Source organism: Sphingomonas sediminicola, from assembly GCF_049991885.1.
Classification (GTDB): Bacteria; Pseudomonadota; Alphaproteobacteria; order Sphingomonadales; family Sphingomonadaceae; genus Sphingomicrobium; species Sphingomicrobium sediminicola.
In genome coordinates this window covers 44,256-63,260 of the sequence record NZ_CP178916.1, presented here as the reverse complement: position 1 = coordinate 63,260, position 19,005 = coordinate 44,256, and the positions used below count along the sequence as shown (strand labels likewise).

Here is a 19,005-nt window from a genome sequence, read left to right as displayed (position 1 = left end):
ACGCAAACGCAGAAAAAGCAATTGGGTCCGTCGCTTGGTCCTGGCCTTCGCGGCGATCCCGGTCGCTTACCTGATTGCCGCCTTGATCGGCTCATTGGTCCCGGTGAATCGGGATTGGAGCGAGCCTGACCAGGGCGTCACCATCTATCTGGCCAACAACGGAATCCATTCCGACATCGTCATGCCGGTTAAGGCGCAGGGCCTGGACTGGGCGCCGTTCGTTCCGAGATCCGACTTCGCCTCTCCCGACCCGAATGCCGGCTGGGTCGCCTTCGGTTCGGGTGAGGAGCACGTCTACCTCGACACGCCCCGCTGGCGCGACATCCGGCCCGGAACCGTCTGGTCGGCGCTAACGGGCGGAAAGCGGGTGATGCACGTCGAGTGGGTCTCCAACCCGGAATTCTACGCCGACCGGACGATTCGCCTTCGACCCGAGGAATATCGCCGCCTGTGGGCAGCGATCCGCTCCGATTTCCGTCTGAACGCGGACGGCAAGCCCGAGCGCATCGGCCATGCCGGCTACGGCCGTTCGGACGCCTTCTACTGGGCCACCGGCAGGTTCCACGCCCTCAAGACCTGCAACACCTGGGCGTCCGGTCGCTTTCGCCTTGCCGGCGTGCGGACCAGCCTTTGGCCGCCCTTCGTGCAAGGCTTCGTCTGGCGCTATCGCAAGATCAGCGAAGATTAGAGAACGTAGCGGCTGAGGTCGGCATTCTTCGCAATGCCGGCGAGCTGACCTTCAACGAATGCCGCGTCGACGACCAGCGTCTGCCCACTCCGGTCCTCGGCTTCGAAGCTCACGTCCTCGAGCAGCTTCTCCATCACCGTCTGCAGGCGACGCGCGCCGATGTTCTCGACCGCCTCGTTCACTTCTGCGGCGATGCGGGCGAGCGCCTCGATACCGTCGTCCGCGAAGGTGACGGTCACGCCCTCGGTGCCGAGCAGCGCCTGATATTGCTGGGTCAGGCTCGCCCGGGTCTGCGACAGGATGCGGACGAAGTCCTCCTGCGTCAGGGCCTTGAGCTCTACGCGGATCGGGAGGCGGCCCTGAAGCTCCGGCAGCAGATCTGCCGGCTTCGCGATGTGGAATGCTCCGGACGCGATGAAGAGGATGTGATCCGTCTTCAGCGGCCCATACTTGGTCGCGACCGTCGTGCCTTCGATCAGCGGGAGCAGGTCGCGCTGGACGCCCTCGCGGCTGACCGAGCCCCCACGCACGTCGCTGACCGCAATCTTGTCGATCTCGTCGAGGAACACGATCCCGTTCGCCTCCGCATCCGCCAAGGCGACGCGGTTGATGTCGTCAGGATCGACGCGCTTGTCGGCCTCTTCGTCCGTCAGGCGCTGGAAGGCGTCTGGTACCTTGAGCTTGCGGCGCTTGCCGGGCTGGTTGCCGAACGCCTTGCCCATCATCTCGCTGAGGTTGATCATGCCGACTTGGCCGCCCATTCCGGGGATCTCGAACGGCGTCGACGGGGCTTCATGCACCTCGATCTCGACTTCGGCTTCGGTGAGGCTGCCGTCCTTGTAACGTTGGCGAAAGCTTTCGCGGGTGGCGGCGCTGGAGCCCTTGCCGGTCAGCGCGTCGAGCAGCCGTTCCATCGCGACTTCCTCGGCTCCGGTGCGGACTGCTTCGCGGCGGCGTTCGCGCTCCAGCCGAACCGCTTCTTCGACGAGGTCGCGGGCGATCTGCTCGACGTCGCGGCCGACGTAGCCGACCTCGGTAAACTTGGTCGCCTCGACCTTCACGAATGGCGCGTCGGCGAGTTTTGCCAAACGGCGGCTGATCTCCGTCTTTCCGCAGCCGGTCGGGCCGATCATCAATATGTTCTTCGGCGTCACTTCGTCGCGAAGTTCCGGCGAGAGTTGCTGGCGGCGCCAACGATTGCGAAGCGCGACGGCAACCGCCTTCTTCGCGTCGTTCTGCCCCACGATATGCTCATTGAGCGCCGCGACTATCGCCTTGGGAGTGAGCTTGTCCTTCAGCATTTCGGAAGCCCCGCCGCTCTGGGGAATGGATCTGTGGTAGTTCATTTGAAAGCCTAGATTGGAGGCGCGGTGGCCCGCTTCAAGCGGACCTATTCGACCGTCTCGATTGTCAGCTGGTCGTTGGTGAAGACGCAGACCTCCGCGGCGATCTGCATCGCGCGGCGGGCCAGCTTCTCCGGATCCTTCTCATAATCGGTGAGCGCGCGCGCTGCGGCGAGCGCATAATTGCCGCCCGAGCCGATCGCCGCGATGCCGCCCTCCGGCTCCAGCACGTCACCGTTGCCGGTCAGGATCAACAAACTGTCCTTGTCCGCGACGATCATCATCGCTTCCAGATTGCGAAGGTATTTGTCGGTCCGCCAGTCCTTGGCGAGCTCGACAGCCGATCGCATCAGCTGGCCATTGTACTGCTCCAGCTTCTTTTCCAGCCGCTCGAACAAGGTGAAGGCGTCCGCGGTCGCGCCGGCGAAGCCGCCGATGACCTTCCCGCCCTCGCCGATCCGGCGGACCTTCTTCGCGTTCGGCTTGATCACCGTATTGCCAAGGCTGACCTGGCCGTCCCCGGCAATAACTGTCTTGCCGTCCTTCTTCACGCCAAGGATCGTGGTTCCGTGATACTTTTCCATGGCGAGGATGTGGGAAGGCGTCGTTACGCCTGCAACTAGGCCCGAACGAAGCGGCGGTCGGGGATCAGCCAGATCGCAGCGACGGCTACGTAAATGGTGACAGCGATCGGAGGCGAGACGAACGCGATCACGACCGCCGCCACGTAGAGCGCGAAGCTAACCCATTCCTTCGTTCCACGTCCCACCGCCTTTTTCACGCCGGAGTCCTCGCCGTCCGCGGCGATCAGAGTCCGTTCGAGGACCAGGTACGAAATCGAAGCGCCGATAAGGACAAGGCCGAACGAAGCGACCGGCAGGTGCGCCATCCCGGCCTCGTCGATCCAGCGGATCATCAAGGGAAACAGCGTAAGCCAGAAAAGCAGCGAATGGTTCGCCCACAGCACGCCGCCTGTCACCTTGTGCGCCGACTGCATCATGTGGTGATGGTTGTTCCAGTAGATGGCGACGTAGATGAAGGCGAGCAGATAGGCTGCGAGCAAAGGCAGGACGGCGAGGACTGCCGCGAAAGTAGGCTCCTCCGGGAACTTCAGCTCGAGCACCATGATCGTCAGGACAATGGCGACCACACCGTCGGTCAATGCATTAAGCCGCTCCGGCCGCATCTCCCGCCCCCTTGCTTTAGCGCTCCACTCCCTTGACCTTACCCCAGGTGCGGGCCGCCGTGTAGCCGAGGTAGCCGGTGCCGAAGAGGGCGTAGAGCTCCTCGGGAATCCGCGCAGAAATGCTGTCATGCCGTCGGCTATTCCCTTTGCATTGCGGGGGTCGGCAGCCGCGATCAGGCCCATCGGGATCGTCCAGAGGATCAGCGCGTACATCATATAGAGAAAGCTCGGCCGCGCGCGGCTGGTCCACGGGTCTGAAGACTGCGCCTCGGCGAGACGGAGGTAGCGCTCGCCCTGGAGCGCTTCGAGCGCGCGCATCAGCACGGTCTCGCCGCCCTTCGTCCCGAGCGTTTCAAGGGAGGCGTCGAGCGCATGCAGGGTGAGCGGGCCCACGCGTCAGTCTTGCGTCAGGTCCATCTAATCCTTGGCATTGCGGTTAAGCGCCGTGAGCGCGCGCTGGAGAAGGTCGTCGCAACCGCCGGCCCACGTTGACCCGTGTGTCGAACAGCTCGGCCGCGATCCTCGGCGAGCGCCTGGCGACCTGGTCGAAACGAGGTCGAAGCCAGTAAAGGCGCCGATAGACCAGCCGCCTCGTCTCGCGGCAGCTTCTTCATTGCACCGGCAAAGCCGTTCCGTGCGACCGCCTTGGTAATGCCGAAGCAGGTCGGCCCGCCTTGTCGGCGGGATGGTTCACATAGCCGCCCTCACGCTCGATCAGGTCGCCGATCAGCGCATCGACATCGAAATCTCATTCTCCAACGCTGTCTCTCACAACTAACGACCGAGTCGTGGCGTGATTAACCTCTTTGGTTCATTGTGGGACAGGCTTCTGAACCGCTAAAGGCCGAGGCGGCCCATCACGCGCGCGGTCAGCGCGGCGCAATCGGCTCCTGCAAACGGGAACGTCCCGGTCAGCGCCTCATGCACTTCGGGCGCGAGCGCTTCCTGCAGCCGTCTCCTCGCGCGCAGAAGGCGGGTCTTCACGGTCGAAGCAGGAATGCCGAGCGCGTCAGAGGTGTCTTCGACCGACAGGCCCTCGATCTCTCGCAATACGAATACCGTCCGGAAGATTTCGGGCAGCCCGGCGATCGCTCTTTCGAGGACCCTCCGAAGCTGCTCCCGTGCAACTGCGGCATCCGGAGCCAGTGTCTCAGATCCGGCCATCAGCTTCTCCCGATAGGCATCGAGTACAGGCACTCCTGCGGCATCCAACTGGGCACGGCGGCGGCGCTCCTTCCGAACACGCCCCAGGGCTTCGTTGATCACGATGCGGGTCAGCCAGGTCGTGAGCGACGAGCGTCCTTCGAAGCTGCCGATCGACGAGAAGGCCGAGACATAGGCGGCCTGCAACGCCTCTTCCGCTTCGGCCCGGTCCTTGAGAATGCTCCAAGCTGCGCGGAACAGACGCTGATTGTTGGTGGTGAGCACATGCCGGACTGCCTCGGGATCGCGGCCCGCACAGAGAGCGGCAAGCTCACCATCTCCGAGGATGGAATAGTCGCGTTTGGCCCGAACGGTCATCTCGCGACCTTTAGCACGCCGCGCATACCCGGATGATATTTGCACATGAAGGCGATCGCTCCCGCTTTCCGGACCACGGTTTTGCCCTTGGCGCCCGCGGGAAGGTCTACATTGAAGCTGCCGTCCTTCGCCATCGCGGTATGCTGGAACATGTCACGGTTGTCCCAGATGATCGTGTCGCCCGCTCTAACATCCGCCGGAAGCGCGCCGAACTTCATCTTTTCGATCGTCACGACGTGCGTTCGCTGCGTCGCTGCTGCCAGGGAGGGGGCAACAAGCAGCAGCAACGCCGCCGCGGGGCCAAATGCGGGCCAGCCCCGCATGGCTATTTCAGGCTCGCCGAGAGGTGTTCGGCATGCTTCTGATGCTCGCTGAAGAGCGTCAGCCCGGTCTCGAGCAGTGCCTTCAGCTCGCCATTCTCGGCGGACGGAATGAGCGCGGTCTTCAGCGCACCGTTGACCGTGTTGTGATAGGCAACCTCGTTCGCAACATAGGCGCGGTCGAACGCCTTGCCATTGAGCTTGGCCAATTTCGCCCGCGTCTCGTCCGCCTGCTTGGTCAGACCTTCGCTCGTTGCGTTCGGCTCAGGCGTAACTCCGAGCTTCGCGACGAGAGCCAGCGCCTTTTCGTTCACCGCCTCATGGTCGCGAACCATTTCCGAAGCGAATTCGCGGACGGACGAATTCTTCGACTTTTGAAGCGCCAGCTTCCCAGCCTCGATGTCGAGCGAGCCCGCGGTGTAGGCGATATGCGCGATCTGGGGATCGGTCGGGCCGTCGGCAGCGAAGGCGACGGAGCCGGCCAGCAGCGTGGCCGAGGCGATCAAGGCGATCTTGGCGGTCATTCAATCCTCCCGGTTCGAGTTTCGCCCGATTGGATGCCGCGGTTTGCTGGAGGTTCCCGGCGCGGCTACAGCTTGTGCATGCGTCTGCGTCTTTGGCTGATTGCCGCTTCCGCCTTCCTTTTCGCCACCCCTGTCGCTGCCGAGCTTTCGAAACCCGAGCAGGTGATGATCCAGACTGTCGATGCCGAGCAGGATCGCACGGTTTCGATGCTCGAGACGTGGGTGAACCAGAACAGCGGGAGCCTGAACGCGCTGGGTGTCGAGGCGGTCGGCAAGTTGCTCCGCTCCGAGTTCGAGCCGCTCGGCTTCAAGGTCGAGTGGATCGAGATGAAGGCCGCCGGCCGCGCGGGGCACATCGTTGCCCGCCACAAGGGTAGCGGCCGCGGCAAGCGCATGCTCCTGATCGGCCACCTCGACACGGTGTTCGAGCCGGATTCCTCGTTCCAGAAATGGGAGCGGAAAGGCGACCGCGGGATCGGGCCGGGCTCGGGCGACGACAAGGGCGGAATGGCGGTCATCATCGCCTCCCTCCGCGCGATGAAGGCCGCGGGCACTTTGAAACCCGCCGACATCACGGTTGTCCTTACCGGCGACGAGGAGGATGCGGGCGACCCGATCGAGGTTACGCGCGGTCCGCTGATCGAAGCAGGGAAGTGGGCGGACGTCGCGCTCGACTTCGAAGGCCTTGCCCAGAAAGAGGGCAAGGACATGGGCTCGATTGCCCGACGCAGCTCCGACAGCTGGACTCTGATCGTAAGCGGCCGGACCGGCCATTCGAGCGGCGTGATGCATCCCGAATATGGCGCGATCTACGAACTATCGCGGATCGTCGACACGTTCCGCCGCGAGCTGGGCGAGGACAAATTGACCTATAATGTCGGGATGATCGGCGGCGGCGCGACCACCGAGATGGATGCCGACCGGATCCGGTTGAATGCAACCGGAAAGACCAACATCATCGCAGCAACCGCCGTCGCACGCGGCGACCTGCGCGCCATCAGCCAGGATCAGATCGACCGTACCAAGGCGAAGATGCAGGAGATCGTCGCCAAGTCGCTGCCCGGAACCAATGCGCAGATCAGCTTCGACAAGGGCGGTTATCCGCCGATGGCGCCGACCGAGGGCAATCGCGCCTTGCTCGCCCGGCTCAACCGCGTGAACGCCGACATGGGCCTGGAGCTGATGGGCGAGCTGGACCCGATGGACCGCGGCGCGGGCGACATCAGCTTTGTCGCCAACGACACCGACGGGCTCGTCGGCCTCGGACCAGCTGGCGCGGGAAGCCACGCCCTTGGCGAGTTCGTAGACATCCCTTCGATAGCGCGGCAGGCCAAACGCGCCGCGATCCTGATGAGCCGGCTGGCGAAGGAGAGGAGGTAGCTGCACCATGCAGTCCGAACCAATCGCAACCATGTTTGCGGAGAGATTTGCGACCACGTGGAACGGCAGGGACGGATCGGGCTATGGCGAAGCTTACTGGCCTGACGCCGAACTGGTGGATCCAACCGGAACTATTTGGACAGGCCGCAAGGCAATCGCCGACATGCACGTCGACCTCTGGAACGGCCCGGCGCGCGACACTCGCGTGATTGCGAGCGTGCGGCGCACCAAGTCGCTCAGTACGACGCTCGCGGTCGTCGACCTCGACGTCGAAGTCACGGGCTTTTCGCCTGCCCCGCCCGGCGCAACTTGCGGATCGGACGGGGTCGTCCGGACACGTCTCAAGCATGTGATCGAGAAACGTGAAACCGAATGGAAGATCATCGCGTCGCAGAACACATTCGTGGCCGCGATCGGCCGCTGATCTAGGCTCGCTAGCCCACGGGCCGACCTATCCCTTCGAGCCTTCTTCTGACCTGCCTGTAAGACGGCGATAAAGCGAACAGCAGCCTGTCGTGCAGTCTCGCCACCACGGAAAACGCTACGGACATGGGCCCCTCCTCCCGTCCAGTCGTTTCACCTAGGGAACGATTGAATCACTAACACCGTTGGCCGTCAAGAACTTGGTTCCCCGAGTGATGATTAGCGCTCTCTACATGCCCTCGTGCAGGTTGCTGTCGTATTCGACCCAGGCTTTCAGCGCCGCGAGCATCTGCGACCAGCCTTGGCAGTTGCCGTAGCGCCCCTTCAGCGCTGGGCCATCAGGTCCGGCGGCAGATTCTGGACGCTCTGAAAGACCAGCCGCTAACGACCGGAACGCTGGTCGCGCACTTCCCGGAACTGGATCGCTGCGCGGTGATGCCGCATCTGAAGGTGCTGGAGGAGGCGGATCTGGTGATCCCGTCCGCAAGCGTCGTGAGCGTTGGAACCATCTCAACGTGGCGCCGATCCAGGAAATTCACGAGTTCTGGATTGGGCCGCACGCCGCGTCCGCCACGGTGTGGCTCACGAAGCTCAAGCGTGACCTGGAACGAGGACCCTAGGGGTTGAAGGCCGCGACCTGCTGCTGGCCGTCACCGAAATAGCGGGCGAGCAACGCCGGATCGCGACTGTACGGATCGGCGCGGAACTTGGGCCCGTTCGGCCCGGCTTCCGCCGTCAGATAGGTGACATAGACCGGTACCGGCTCCGGAAGATCGACGTTCACCTCGGTCTTCGAATCCTCGCCCTTCAGCGGACGCCCGAAAAGCCACTTGGCGAACCGCTGCGCGTCCTCCAGCCGGATGCAGCCGTTGCTGATCCAGCGGTTGTCGGCCTTGAACAGGTCCTTCTCGTGGCCCGGCACGTCGTGGAGGTAGATGCCGAAATCGTTGGGCATGTTGAATTTATAGTCGCCCATCGAATTCCACTCGCCCGGCCCCCGGCGCAGGCGCGCGGTGACCTTGCCGTCCGCAACGGCTTTCCAGTCGACGGTGGCCGGATCGATCGGCTGGGCGTCGTCGCTCCAGTCAGACAGGACCTGGTAGTCGCGGTCGGTGAGATACTTGAGGCCCTCGTTGAGAACGCCGGGGGCGACCGACTTCTTCGCGAGCTCCGGCGGCGTATTCCACCACGGATGAACGCTGACGAAGCGCAGCAGCGCCGCCATCATGGGCGTCTCGGTCGCCTGGCTTCCGACGATCACGCGCATGCTGTCGACCGGACGGCCGTCCTCATACATCGTGAGACGCGCCGAGCCTGCATCGACCAGCACGTAACGGCCGGACTCCGTCGTCCGCGGAAGGCGGCGAGCACGCTCCATGTTGAGAAGGAGCACGTTCTCGTAATGCTTGTAGCCGAGGTTGAGCGCCTTGATCGTCCCTGCGCCGGCGATGCCGTCCGCCTTGAAGCCGTGAACGCCCTGGAATTCCTTGACCGCTGCGGCAGTCGCCGCGTCGAACTTGGTGCCTTCGGGCAATCCGAGCCGCTGGCGAAGCACCGCAACGCGATCGCCGGTCGAATTGAGCTTCAGCGTCGGGCCGGACGCGACCTGCACCTGAGGAAGCGAGCCCCAGCGCATCTGGTAGCGAATGAGCGCGCGCCTGAGGTCGGTGTAAAGCGGGTGCACCGGCGCGAACATGTCGACGGGGGCGACCTTGAAATCGTCATAGCCCTGCGCCTGCAGCTGCTCGTCGCGCTGCTCGATCGACGGCGCCATTTCGCGGTCGATGTAGACCATGTCGAGGCCCTGCTCGATGCTCGGCGGGACATCGATCGGCTCGATCGGCTGTTGGCCCGCCGCGGCGAAAGCCGAAGCTGGCAGGCCAAGGCCCGCGAGAATCAAGACAAGACGGCGCATTGTCACCCCTTCACACCCGCGAGCTTTGTAGCAGCCGAAGATGAATGGCTCCAGAATCCCGTTAGTTACCCGCAGCCGAGCGGTGAGGTTCCAACGGTAAGCCGTTCTCCGGCGGCTGTTGCCGCGCCGCCACTTGTCATGGTGCTTAATCAACGGTCATAAATCTGCGTTGGGCGGCTAGTTTCGGCCGCGGGGAGAGGATTCATGACGAATAGCCGGTTGATGGGCCGCACCCTTCTGGGCGCAACCGCTCTTGCCGCAGCGACATTCACGACACCGGCCGCCGCGCAGCGCATCGATAATATCGTCGCATTTGGCGACAGCTATGCGGACGACGGCAATCTCTTCCAGATCATCGGCTTCAACCCCGCGCCGCAGGTCTATCCGACGGGCCGCTTCTCGGGCGGCACCAATTACATCGACACTCTGTCGCTTCTGCTTGACGCGCCAGTCGAGAACTTCGCGATCGGCGGCGCGCTGACCGACAATACGAACACCAACGGGCCTGGCATTCCCGGTTTCATCACCGAGTGGAACGCCTATCTCGCTGGTGGCGGCGGACCTTTCCCGACGGTTTCCGGGACCTTCGACGAAGGCGACCTCGTTACCTTCTCGATCGGCGGAAACGACGCCCGCTTCTATCAGCAGAATGGTGGAACGCTGGCGGGTGCGCCTACCGCCGCCACGGTTTCTGCAGCTACTGCTGCAGCCGGCATCGACGCACTCGTCTCGGCGGGCGCCCAGAACATCAGCTTCCTCGCCGGCAACACGTCGATCCTTCCGGAGATCGCCAACGACCCCACGGCTCAGGCGATCCGCAACTCTTATTCAACGACCTTCAATGCGACGATGCAGGATGTCCTGGCCGACTATGCCGCCAACGGAGTCATGGTCCACTATCTCGACCTGACATTGGTCGGGCAGCAGATCGTCGCCAATCCCGGCGCCTACGGCTTCACCAACACCGGCGCGTGCACGCCTGCGCCGTCGTGCGTGACCGACAGCAATTATGCCAACCAGTACCTGTTCTACGTGGACGCGCTCCACCTGACGTCGGCGGGCTTCCGGATCGTCGGCCGGTACGTCGCAACGCAGCTGCAGGCGCCGCTCACGCTCAAGGCTCCGAGCGAACTCGGGCTCGAGACGGCCCGTCAGTTCGGACGGACCCTGTCCACGCGCGCAGACGTCGGCTCTCCGCGTGACGGCGACGTCGCCGAGGGCCTCAAGTTCTTCGTCGTCGGCGATACCTTCTCCCGCGATGCGAAGGCCGACTTCGCAAGCGACCAGTTCGACATCGACGGCGTCGGCGGCACTGCGGGCGTTGCTTACGGCTTCAACAATGGAACGGTCGGGATCGCCGGCAACTATTCCCGCCCTCGAGCCAAGTTCATCGGCGACGTTTCGCGGACCGAGGCGAACAGCTGGCAGATCGGCGGCTTCGCGGGCTTCGCGCTCGCCGGCGCCTTCGCCCAGGGCTACGCTGGGTACGGCTGGGACAACCTCGACATCGAACGCCAGGGCGTCGTCGAGGGCATGACCGCAAGCACCGACGCCAGTCATTGGCTTGCCGGCGCCAAGGCCGGCTACCTCGTTCCAGTCGGAAGCATGCGTGCAGGCCCGGTCGTCGCGCTCGACTATGCCAAGGCAAAGGTCGACGGCTATACCGAAAGCGGAGACCCGGCACTGAACCTCAACGTCAGCTCCGTCTCGGCCAAGTCGCTGACCGGCGGCATCGGCGCTGAGATCCGCGGCGACTTCGAAACCGGCGGAATGTCGGTCCGTCCCTATTTGTCGGCGATGCTTGAAAAGGAACTGCTCAACGGCGACAGGACAGTCCGCTTCGCGCAAACCAGTGCGCCGGGGATCGTCAACAGCTGGACGTTCGACCGGACGAAGAAGGCCTATGGCCGGATCTCGGGCGGCGGCAGCGCCGCGATCCTCAGCGGCGTCACGTTGAACACCGTTCTTTCGACGACGGTCGGTCGCGACGACGGCAACGATACATCCGCGCAGGTCTGCCTGAACGTCGGTTTCTAGAACGGCAGCTCCCCTGCAAGCCGCTTGACTCCGGGCGGCTTGCGGAGCCTTTTTCGTCACGGCAGCGCGGGTCGCCCGTGCCTGCCCTGTAAGCGTCGGTAAGCGGCGCATCGTCGCGCCGCGACGAGGGAGGACACTCATGGCAACTGCCGCGCCCTTGCGCACACCCGCACATTTGTGGGTGGTCGGGATCCTGTCGCTGCTCTGGAATTGCTTTGGCGGATACGACTATCTGATGACCCGCACGCGCAACATGGATTACCTGACCAGCATGACGCCGCCCGGCGTCGATGTAACGACACTGATCGACTATATCGACGGCATGCCGATGTACGCTCAGATCGGCTGGGGCCTCGGCGTCTGGGCGGCTCTCGTCGGATCGGTGCTGCTGTTGATGCGCCATCGCTACGCAGTCTGGGCATTCGGCTTGTCGATCGCCGGAATGATCATGAGCTTCGGCTACATGTTCCTCGGCCCGCCGATGCCCGGCAGCGAGCAGGCAGGCATGATGAAATACATGCCGCTGGTCATCGTCGTCCTGGGGATCGCGCAGTTCGCCTACGCGCGCGGAGTCGAGAGAAAAGGCCTTCTTCGGTAGTAACTGCGGCGGACGGCGTTAGCCGCGTCGTCCGCCGTCTTCGTCACCGGCCGCTGCAACGCGGCCTCCGAACATCTGCGGCATCGCCAGTGCGTCCCATCCGTACGGATCCGGGCGGAATACGACGCCATTGTTGCTCGGCTCGACCGTCAGGTAAGTCAAATAGACCGGGACCGGGCGAGGCAGGTTGAATGTCTGCTCATACGGTGTCGACGGCTGCGGGACGCTCCCGAACACCCAGGTCGCGAACCGGCGATAATCCTGCAGACGCACGCAGCCGTTGCTCAGCCAGCGGTCGTTCTTCGCGAACAGCTCCGTATGCGGAGTGTCATGAAGATAGATGCCGTAATCGTTCGGCATCTCGAACTTCATGTTGCGCATGGAATTCCACGGTCCGGGAAGCTGGCGAACGCGCATGGTCGGCTGCTGCTTTCCCGAAGCGATCGCCTTCCAGTTGATCGTCTTCGGATCAACGACCCGGGCGTTCGGTCCCCAGTCGGACAGCACCTCGTAATGGAAACTCTTGAAGTAGGAGAGGCCCATTTCACCGACCTTCTTCGCGGTCAGGCTGCGGACAAGCTCCGGCGGGACGTTCCAATAGGGGTTCGCCTTCGCGTTGCGCATGATCACGGCGATCATCGGCGTCTTGGTCTTCGGCGCACCGACGACGACCTTCATTCCATCCACGATCCGGTCGCGATCAAACAGATAGGCTTCGGCCGCGCCTGAATCGACAACGACATAGCGGTTGAATGTCCGGACTGCCGGCAGCCGGTAGGCGCGCTCCAGGTTGATCGCGAGCCGCTTCTCGTAATAGTCCGCGCCGCGGTTCAGCGATGCGATCGTGCCCTTGCCGGCAACGCCGTCGGCCGGGCCAATGCCGTGAACAGTCTGGTAGGACGCCACGGCCTGGAATAGCTGATCGTCATATCCGCCGGACGGATAAAGGCCGAGCCGCTGACGAAGGAGTTGCACGCGCTTGCCCGTCGATCCGCGCTTGAGCACAGGGCCCGCAGGGATCTTGTTCTGCGGAAGCCGACCGTAGGTAGCCTGATACTGCCGCATGCCGCGGCCAAGCTGATTGAACAGCACGTTCGGAGCGCCGGTCCGGCCGCCGGAGAAATCGAAGCTCAGGATTCTCTGGAACCAGTTCTGTGGCCGCTGATGGCGTCTGGCCACGTTGTTCATATCCGGATCGACGTAGACGAAGTCGATGCCCTGCTTGATGGTGCGCGGAACCGCGATCGGTTCATCGCCCCTCTGCGCCCAAAGCGGCGTAGAACCAACCAGCGCCAATGCGCCAACAAACAGCCCGAGCTTCTTGCGCATAAATTTTGCGCCGCGTTCGCGGCGCATTCCCCAAGTGGATTTGTTCACGAAACTCCTTGCGGATGATTGGGTTGCGCGCACCTGAACCAATTATCGCCGCCCGCCGAAGCGTGTGCGTGACTGCTTGCCGAAGCGGCCTTTGCGCGTTCCAGGCTTTCCCTCGCTCGAATTGCCCGCCGGGCGCGGCGCAACGCGCTGGTCGTGCGGGATTCCGAGATCGTCCTCTTCCAGCCGGCGGATTTCGTCGCGCAAGCGTCCGGCTTCCTCGAACTCGAGGTCGGCGGCCGCCTTGCGCATGCGTTGTTCGAGGTCGGCGACGTAGGCCTTGAGGTTGTGGCCGACGAGGTGCGGGCGATCCTCGTCGCCGGTGTCGATGACCACGCCATCGCGTGTGGAAACGTGGGCGATAATGTCGCTGATCTGGCGCTTGATGCTTTCGGGCGTTATCCCGTGGAGCTTATTATACTCGAGCTGCTTTTCGCGGCGGCGGTCGGTCTCGGCCAGCGCGCGCTCGATCGAGCCCGTCTTGGTATCGGCGTAGAGGATCACGCGCCCGTCGATGTTGCGAGCGGCGCGGCCGATGGTCTGTATCAGCGACGTCTCGGATCGCAGAAAGCCTTCCTTGTCCGCGTCGAGAATCGCGACCAGCCCGCATTCCGGGATATCGAGACCCTCGCGCAGCAGGTTGATGCCGACCAGCACGTCGTAGACGCCTAGCCGCAGCTCGCGGATCAGCTCGATACGCTCCAGTGTCTCGACGTCGGAGTGCATGTAGCGGACGCGAAGCCCTGCTTCGTGCAGGTACTCGGTTAGGTCCTCGGCCATGCGCTTGGTCAGCGTGGTGACTAGGGTCCGATAACCCTTGCGCGCGGTCTCCTTCGCCTCGTGGACAAGGTCGTCGACTTGGTCCTCAACCGGCTTGATCTCTACCGGCGGGTCGATGAGGCCCGTGGGGCGGATGACCTGTTCGCTGAATACGCCGCCAGTCTCGTTCATCTCCCACGGGCCGGGCGTCGCCGAAACGAACACCGATTGCGGACGCATCGCGTCCCACTCATTGAAGCGCAACGGCCTATTGTCGATGCAGCTCGGCAGACGGAAGCCGTACTCCGCCAGCGTGATCTTCCGCCGATGGTCGCCGCGCGCCATCGCGCCGATCTGCGGCACCGTCTGGTGGCTCTCGTCGATGAACAGAAGCGCGTTGTCGGGCAGATATTCGAACAAGGTCGGCGGCGGCTCGCCGGGCAATCGGCCGGTGAGGAAACGCGAGTAATTCTCGATGCCCGCGCACGACCCAGTGGCGGCGATCATTTCCAGGTCGAAGTTGGTGCGCTGCTCGAGCCGCTGAGCTTCCAGCAGCCGTCCTTCCGCGACCAGCTCCTTCAGCCGCTCCTCGAGCTCATGCTTGATCGCTTCCATCGCCTGCTTGAGCGTCGGACCGGGCGTCACGTAGTGGGAGTTGGCGTAGATCTTCACGCTGTCCAGGCTCGCCGCCTTCTGCCCCGTCAACGGGTCGAATTCGACGATGTCCTCGATCTCGTCCCCGAAGAAAGACACGCGCCAAGCCGTGTCCTCATAGTGGGACGGGAAGATTTCGAGGTTATCGCCGCGCACCCGGAAATTGCCGCGCGCGAAGGCAGCATCGTTTCGCTTGTATTGAAGCGCGACGAGTTTGCGGATGACCTCGCGCTGATCCTCGCTCGCGCCCTTCTTCAGGCTGAAAGTCATCGCCGAATAGGTCTCAACCGAGCCGATGCCGTAGAGGCAGGACACTGAGGCAACGATGATCACGTCGTCGCGCTCCAGCAGCGACCGCGTCGCCGAGTGGCGCATGCGGTCGATCGCCTCGTTCACCGAGCTTTCCTTCTCGATGTAGGTGTCGGTGCGCGGCACGTAGGCCTCGGGCTGATAGTAGTCGTAGTAAGATACGAAATATTCGACGGCGTTGTCGGGGAAGAAGCTCTTGAACTCCCCGTAGAGCTGCGCGGCCAGGATCTTGTTCGGGGCGATGATCAGCGCCGGCCGCTGCAAGGTCTCGATAACCTTCGCCATGGTGAACGTCTTGCCAGAACCGGTGACGCCCAGGAGCACCTGGCTGACGTCCCCATTTTCGCCGATGCCTTCGACCAGTTCGCGGATGGCGGTCGGCTGGTCGCCCGACGGTTCAAAATCCGAAACGACCCTGAACGCCTTGCCACCCTCCGCCTTGTCGGGGCGCGCGGGGCGGTGAGGAACGAAGCCTTCGGCAGGTTCCGGTTCGGCAAGGCTGGTGCGGATTTGAATCGCCATTACGGCCCATATGGCGTTCGCAGCGGCTCAGTTCCAGCGACGCCGTTCGCGGCTTCCGATTGCCGCTCCCGGCGCGTAATGGTTACGCAGGGGAAACGTTGTGAACCGCAATTCCTTGGCTAGTAGACCGACGCTTCGGGCACTGTTCATCTATATCGCGATCTGGGGCGTCGCCGTCGCCTATCTCGCCCTGACCGGAGGCGACTGGACCTTCCCGTTCGCCTCCCTGCTGATCTTCGGCGTGGCCTTCAGCGCCGTCATCTGGTTCGTCACCCGGAAGATGGACGCGCCGCCGGTGCCCGTCGCCAATCCCAAGCGCGAAAGCGCCGGCCTGCTCATATATCTCGTGGTCTATGCCGTGCTCCTGATTGGTTTCGGACTGGGCGCGATCAAGAGCGCCATCCCTCCCGGCCCTTCGCAGGAACTCGCGGTCCTCGCCTACAAGCTTGCGATCCACGTCGCCCTTCCCGTGGCGATTATCCTGTCGCTCGGCGGAACTGTGCACGCGCTGTTCGACACCGGCCACCGGCGCCGCGGATTCTGGCTCGCCCTGATCGTGCTGAGCGCTGCGATGTTCGCGCTATTGGCACTCGTCAGCCCGTCGCTGAAGCAGATTGCCGAGCTGAACCTCTCGCCGGCGGCGGCAGCCTCATGGGTCATCGCGTCCTGGCTGTGGATTTCAGTCGAAGCAGGCCTTTGCGAAGAGTTCTTCTTCCGGGTCTGCCTGCAATCGCGCCTCACAGCCTGGCTCAATTCTCCAGCGACGGCGATCTTCGCGACGTCGATCCTGTTCGGCCTTTCTCACTTCCCAGGCCTCTATTTCCGCGGCGGTCCGGGCGTGGACGGCTGGTCGAACGACCCGGCACAGGTCGCCGCGTTTACCGTCGCCACCCTCTCGCCTTTGTCCGTTTCGATGGGCGTGCTCTGGTCAAGGTCCCGAAGCCTGCTGCTGGTCGCGCTTGTCCACGGCGCGATCGACGCTCTGCCGGCAACCGCCGAGTTCGTGCATATCTGGGGCTGATTCCCATCGCCGCTTTTTCGGAATAGGGTGCGCGCCGCGTCCGGGAGGCGGACGTCTCACAGGGGGCTGTGGATGAGACCTTTCATACTGGCATCGTTCGCCTGCCTGGCCGCTTGCGGCTCCGGCGATACGGTCGAGATGACCAATGCGTCGGCAGGCGACGTCGCCAAGGAAATGGGCAAATCGGATGTTGCCTTCGTCAGTCCGGGCAAGTGGCAGCAGACTGCATCGCTGCTTGAAATGGACGTTCCCGGAATGCCGCCGCAAGTGGCCGAGGCTATGAAGAAGACAGTCGGGACGAGCCAGGTCCATGAAACCTGCCTCACCGAAGAACAGGCGAAACGTCCCAAGGAGGACTTCTTCACGGGCGCCGAGAAGAACTGTCGTTACGAGCATTTCAAATGGGGCGGCGGCAAGGTCGACATGAAGATTGTCTGCACGGAACCGCAGGCGACCAAGACCATGGAAATGACGGGCACCTACGAACCGAACAGCTACCAGATGGCGATGGCCATGAGCGGCCAGGGCGCCCAGCCGGGCCAGACGATGAACATGAAGATGCGGGTCGACGCCAAGCGCATCGGGGAGTGCGACGGCCGCGAGAGCTAGGACTGGGTGAAGAGGGGGGAAGTGAATTGCGCAAACTGATCGTCGCAGCGGCCGCCGCTGCTCTCGTTTCCGCTTGCTCGGAAGACGCTCCGGTGAAGCAGGAAGAGACGGCCGCCGCCGTTCCTTCCGCGGGCCAGTATCAAGCCAGCTGGAAGGTCACGTCGGTCCGCTCGGTCGACAAGAGCACTCCGGCGACGAAGCTCAAGCAGGATGCGGCGGGGACCACCAGCGGATGTGTCGCCGCCGACGGCACGATCGACCCTGCACTGTTCGCCGAGGATGGGGATACGTGCACCGTCGCCAATCCCTATGTCCGCAACGGCCGACTGAGCATGGACCTGACCTGCAAGCGCAAAAGCCAGACTGGCGAGGTTCGTCAGTCCGTCAGCGGAACGTTCAAGGCAGACAGCATGGACGTCGAAGTCAGCACGACAACCTACCTGTCGGGCTTTGGCGACTATGCCATGACCCGGACTATCACCGCCAAGCGCGTCGGCGAATGTCCGCCGGCGACGGAAAAATCCGCCAAGACGTCCTGAACGGGACCCGGCGGCCCCTTAAGCGTTAAGGCGCGGATGCCCCGCGCCCGCGAAGTCCTGGTCTGCGTCAACCGTTCGAGCGGCACCGCCGCGCGCAGCGAGCGCGAAGCCGACGAGATCCGCGCGGCGCTCGCGAGCGCGGGAATCAAGGGACGGGTCGAGCTGCTCGATGGTGCCGCAATCGCCGAGCAGGCGAAGAAGGCTGCGGAAGCGGTCACCGAGTTGATCGTCGTCGGCGGCGGGGACGGCACGATCAGCGCTGCTGCCGGAGCGCTTGCGGGGACCGAGACTAGTCTCGGAATCCTGCCCCTCGGGACACTCAACCATTTCGCGCGCGACCTTGGCATTCCGATGAAGCTCGACGAGGCCGCAAAGGTCATTGCGGCCGGCCAGACTCGCGTGGTTGACGTCGCCGAGGTCAATGGGCGCACCTTCATCAACAACAGCGCGATCGGCCTTTACCCGCTGATGGTGATCGACCGCGACCTGCAGCAGCAGCGGCTGGGCCGAAGCAAGAGGTTCGCCATGGTGGTCGCGGCGCTGCGGACGCTCGCGCGCTTTCATCACAATCGCCTCACCTTGACCGTGAACGACGAGCAGGCACGGCTCGACACGCCTCTTCTGTTCGTCGGCAACAACGACTACCGGATCGACATCGGGGCGCCCGGCCACCGGGGCAGCCTGCAGGACGGGAAGCTGTGCGTCCTCGTCATGCGCAAGAAGACGCGGCGCGGACTGATCGCGGCAAGCATCCGCGCCTTGCTCAACCGGACGCGGCCGGACGATATGGTCCGGCTGGACGACGTCGCCCGCCTGCGCGTCGCAAGCCGCCGCACGCATCTTCCGATTTCCGTCGACGGCGAAGTTACCGCACTCACATCGCCACTGGACTACAAGGTGCGAAAGCGCGCTCTAAAGGTCATCGCGCCCTAACCGCGATCAGTCGCCCTTGGATGGCTTGAAGGCGTCGGGCGGGCGGTTGGAGCGATTGCCCATACCCAGCATGGTCTTGGCGTCCCGTTGTTCCCTCAGCCGCTCGGCCTCCGTCTTGCAGACCTGCTTGACGACCCGGCTGCCAGTCGAACGTTCTGTCCGGCACACCTTCTTTTCCACGGCAGGCCGTTGCCCCTCGACAATGACCGGCTGATCCTGGGCAAAAAAGGCAGAGATCAAAAGCAGCGAACCAAACATTTTGGCCTCCGATATGTGGAGCCTCTGCCTCCGGCTGATTGGAGTCAAATGAGACAGACGCTTGCGCATGGGCGCACTCATGAGTCACCCTG

At 63.6% G+C, this 19,005-nt stretch carries 20 protein-coding genes and 2 pseudogenes; 10 read left to right on the top strand and 12 right to left on the bottom strand.

Annotated features, from left to right (window positions below):
- Positions 1-34: 34 nt before the first annotated feature.
- On the top strand, positions 35-688 hold the full coding sequence (locus ACMC5O_RS00360; RefSeq protein ID WP_187708175.1) for a TIGR02117 family protein: 654 nt from the start codon (positions 35-37) through the stop codon (positions 686-688).
- On the opposite strand, the gene hslU is transcribed toward ACMC5O_RS00360, so the two are convergent.
- The 8 genes and pseudogenes from hslU to ACMC5O_RS00320 form a co-directional block, all read right to left on the bottom strand.
- Positions 685-1,986: an ATP-dependent protease ATPase subunit HslU gene (hslU, locus tag ACMC5O_RS00355; protein WP_426693539.1), complete on the bottom strand. Its 1,302-nt coding sequence runs from the start codon at positions 1,984-1,986 to the stop codon at positions 685-687. The genes ACMC5O_RS00360 and hslU overlap by 4 nt on opposite strands.
- A 92-nt stretch (positions 1,987-2,078) precedes the next feature.
- Complete coding sequence (gene hslV / locus ACMC5O_RS00350; protein ID WP_187708176.1) at positions 2,079-2,615, bottom strand: ATP-dependent protease subunit HslV; 537 nt, start codon at positions 2,613-2,615, stop codon at positions 2,079-2,081.
- 35 nt (positions 2,616-2,650) lie between these two features.
- Positions 2,651-3,193 (bottom strand): annotated as a pseudogene (locus ACMC5O_RS00345) (TMEM175 family protein); the annotation flags it as partial.
- Between the two features lie 40 nt (positions 3,194-3,233).
- Positions 3,234-3,493, bottom strand: a pseudogene (locus tag ACMC5O_RS00340) (3TM-type holin); the annotation flags it as partial.
- Between the two features lie 160 nt (positions 3,494-3,653).
- Entirely contained in the window at positions 3,654-3,803 is a 150-nt protein-coding gene (locus tag ACMC5O_RS00335; protein WP_222949980.1) for a glycosyl hydrolase 108 family protein, read from the bottom strand.
- Between the two features lie 251 nt (positions 3,804-4,054).
- Entirely contained in the window at positions 4,055-4,738 is a 684-nt protein-coding gene (locus tag ACMC5O_RS00330) for an RNA polymerase sigma factor (RefSeq protein WP_187708178.1), read from the bottom strand.
- Positions 4,735-5,061 carry a cupredoxin domain-containing protein gene (locus tag ACMC5O_RS00325; RefSeq protein WP_187708179.1) on the bottom strand — a complete coding sequence of 109 codons (327 nt, stop codon included), beginning with the start codon at positions 5,059-5,061 and terminating at the stop codon, positions 4,735-4,737. Before ACMC5O_RS00325 ends, ACMC5O_RS00330 begins: the two co-directional genes overlap by 4 nt.
- A 2-nt stretch (positions 5,062-5,063) precedes the next feature.
- Positions 5,064-5,582 (bottom strand): DUF4142 domain-containing protein, encoded by a 519-nt coding sequence (locus ACMC5O_RS00320; RefSeq protein ID WP_187708180.1) that lies wholly within the window; start codon positions 5,580-5,582, stop codon positions 5,064-5,066.
- 78 nt (positions 5,583-5,660) lie between these two features.
- On the opposite strand from ACMC5O_RS00320, the gene ACMC5O_RS00315 reads away from it, so the two are divergent.
- The 3 genes from ACMC5O_RS00315 (at position 5,661) to ACMC5O_RS00305 (ending at position 8,012) form a co-directional block, all read left to right on the top strand.
- Positions 5,661-6,962 carry a M20/M25/M40 family metallo-hydrolase gene (locus tag ACMC5O_RS00315; RefSeq protein WP_426693076.1) on the top strand — a complete coding sequence of 434 codons (1,302 nt, stop codon included), beginning with the start codon at positions 5,661-5,663 and terminating at the stop codon, positions 6,960-6,962.
- 7 nt (positions 6,963-6,969) lie between these two features.
- The gene (locus ACMC5O_RS00310; protein WP_187708182.1) at positions 6,970-7,386 is read left to right on the top strand and encodes an SgcJ/EcaC family oxidoreductase; all 417 of its coding nucleotides are present in this window, start codon (positions 6,970-6,972) and stop codon (positions 7,384-7,386) included.
- A gap of 257 nt (positions 7,387-7,643) precedes the next feature.
- The gene (locus tag ACMC5O_RS00305; RefSeq protein WP_426693538.1) at positions 7,644-8,012 is read left to right on the top strand and encodes an ArsR/SmtB family transcription factor; all 369 of its coding nucleotides are present in this window, start codon (positions 7,644-7,646) and stop codon (positions 8,010-8,012) included.
- On the opposite strand, the gene ACMC5O_RS00300 is transcribed toward ACMC5O_RS00305, so the two are convergent.
- A complete protein-coding gene (locus ACMC5O_RS00300; RefSeq protein ID WP_426693075.1) occupies positions 8,002-9,300 on the bottom strand; it encodes a L,D-transpeptidase family protein in 1,299 nt (432 codons plus the stop codon). The two genes, ACMC5O_RS00305 and ACMC5O_RS00300, sit on opposite strands and share 11 nt — an antisense overlap.
- A gap of 204 nt (positions 9,301-9,504) precedes the next feature.
- Here ACMC5O_RS00300 and ACMC5O_RS00295 point away from each other — a divergent pair, with 204 nt between their 5' ends.
- Both ACMC5O_RS00295 and ACMC5O_RS00290 read left to right on the top strand, forming a co-directional pair.
- Entirely contained in the window at positions 9,505-11,337 is a 1,833-nt protein-coding gene (locus ACMC5O_RS00295; protein WP_426693074.1) for an autotransporter domain-containing protein, read from the top strand.
- A gap of 139 nt (positions 11,338-11,476) precedes the next feature.
- Positions 11,477-11,935 (top strand): hypothetical protein, encoded by a 459-nt coding sequence (locus ACMC5O_RS00290; RefSeq protein WP_187708187.1) that lies wholly within the window; start codon positions 11,477-11,479, stop codon positions 11,933-11,935.
- Positions 11,936-11,953: 18 nt separating this feature from the next.
- On the opposite strand, the gene ACMC5O_RS00285 is transcribed toward ACMC5O_RS00290, so the two are convergent.
- Complete coding sequence (locus ACMC5O_RS00285) at positions 11,954-13,312, bottom strand: L,D-transpeptidase family protein (RefSeq protein ID WP_187708188.1); 1,359 nt, start codon at positions 13,310-13,312, stop codon at positions 11,954-11,956.
- Between the two features lie 42 nt (positions 13,313-13,354).
- Positions 13,355-15,553: an excinuclease ABC subunit UvrB gene (gene uvrB / locus ACMC5O_RS00280; RefSeq protein ID WP_426693073.1), complete on the bottom strand. Its 2,199-nt coding sequence runs from the start codon at positions 15,551-15,553 to the stop codon at positions 13,355-13,357.
- Positions 15,554-15,653: 100 nt separating this feature from the next.
- On the opposite strand from uvrB, the gene ACMC5O_RS00275 reads away from it, so the two are divergent.
- The 4 genes from ACMC5O_RS00275 (at position 15,654) to ACMC5O_RS00260 (ending at position 18,655) form a co-directional block, all read left to right on the top strand.
- Complete coding sequence (locus tag ACMC5O_RS00275; protein WP_426693072.1) at positions 15,654-16,574, top strand: CPBP family intramembrane glutamic endopeptidase; 921 nt, start codon at positions 15,654-15,656, stop codon at positions 16,572-16,574.
- Positions 16,575-16,646: 72 nt separating this feature from the next.
- Positions 16,647-17,183, top strand: a complete 537-nt coding sequence (locus ACMC5O_RS00270; protein ID WP_426693071.1) for a DUF3617 domain-containing protein — start codon at positions 16,647-16,649, stop codon at positions 17,181-17,183.
- 26 nt (positions 17,184-17,209) lie between these two features.
- On the top strand, positions 17,210-17,722 hold the full coding sequence (locus ACMC5O_RS00265; protein ID WP_187708191.1) for a DUF3617 domain-containing protein: 513 nt from the start codon (positions 17,210-17,212) through the stop codon (positions 17,720-17,722).
- Positions 17,723-17,758: 36 nt separating this feature from the next.
- A complete protein-coding gene (locus tag ACMC5O_RS00260) occupies positions 17,759-18,655 on the top strand; it encodes a diacylglycerol/lipid kinase family protein (protein ID WP_187708192.1) in 897 nt (298 codons plus the stop codon).
- A gap of 6 nt (positions 18,656-18,661) precedes the next feature.
- On the opposite strand, the gene ACMC5O_RS00255 is transcribed toward ACMC5O_RS00260, so the two are convergent.
- Positions 18,662-18,982, bottom strand: coding sequence for a hypothetical protein (locus tag ACMC5O_RS00255; RefSeq protein ID WP_187708193.1), 321 nt, complete (start codon positions 18,980-18,982; stop codon positions 18,662-18,664).
- Positions 18,983-19,005 lie beyond the last annotated feature (23 nt).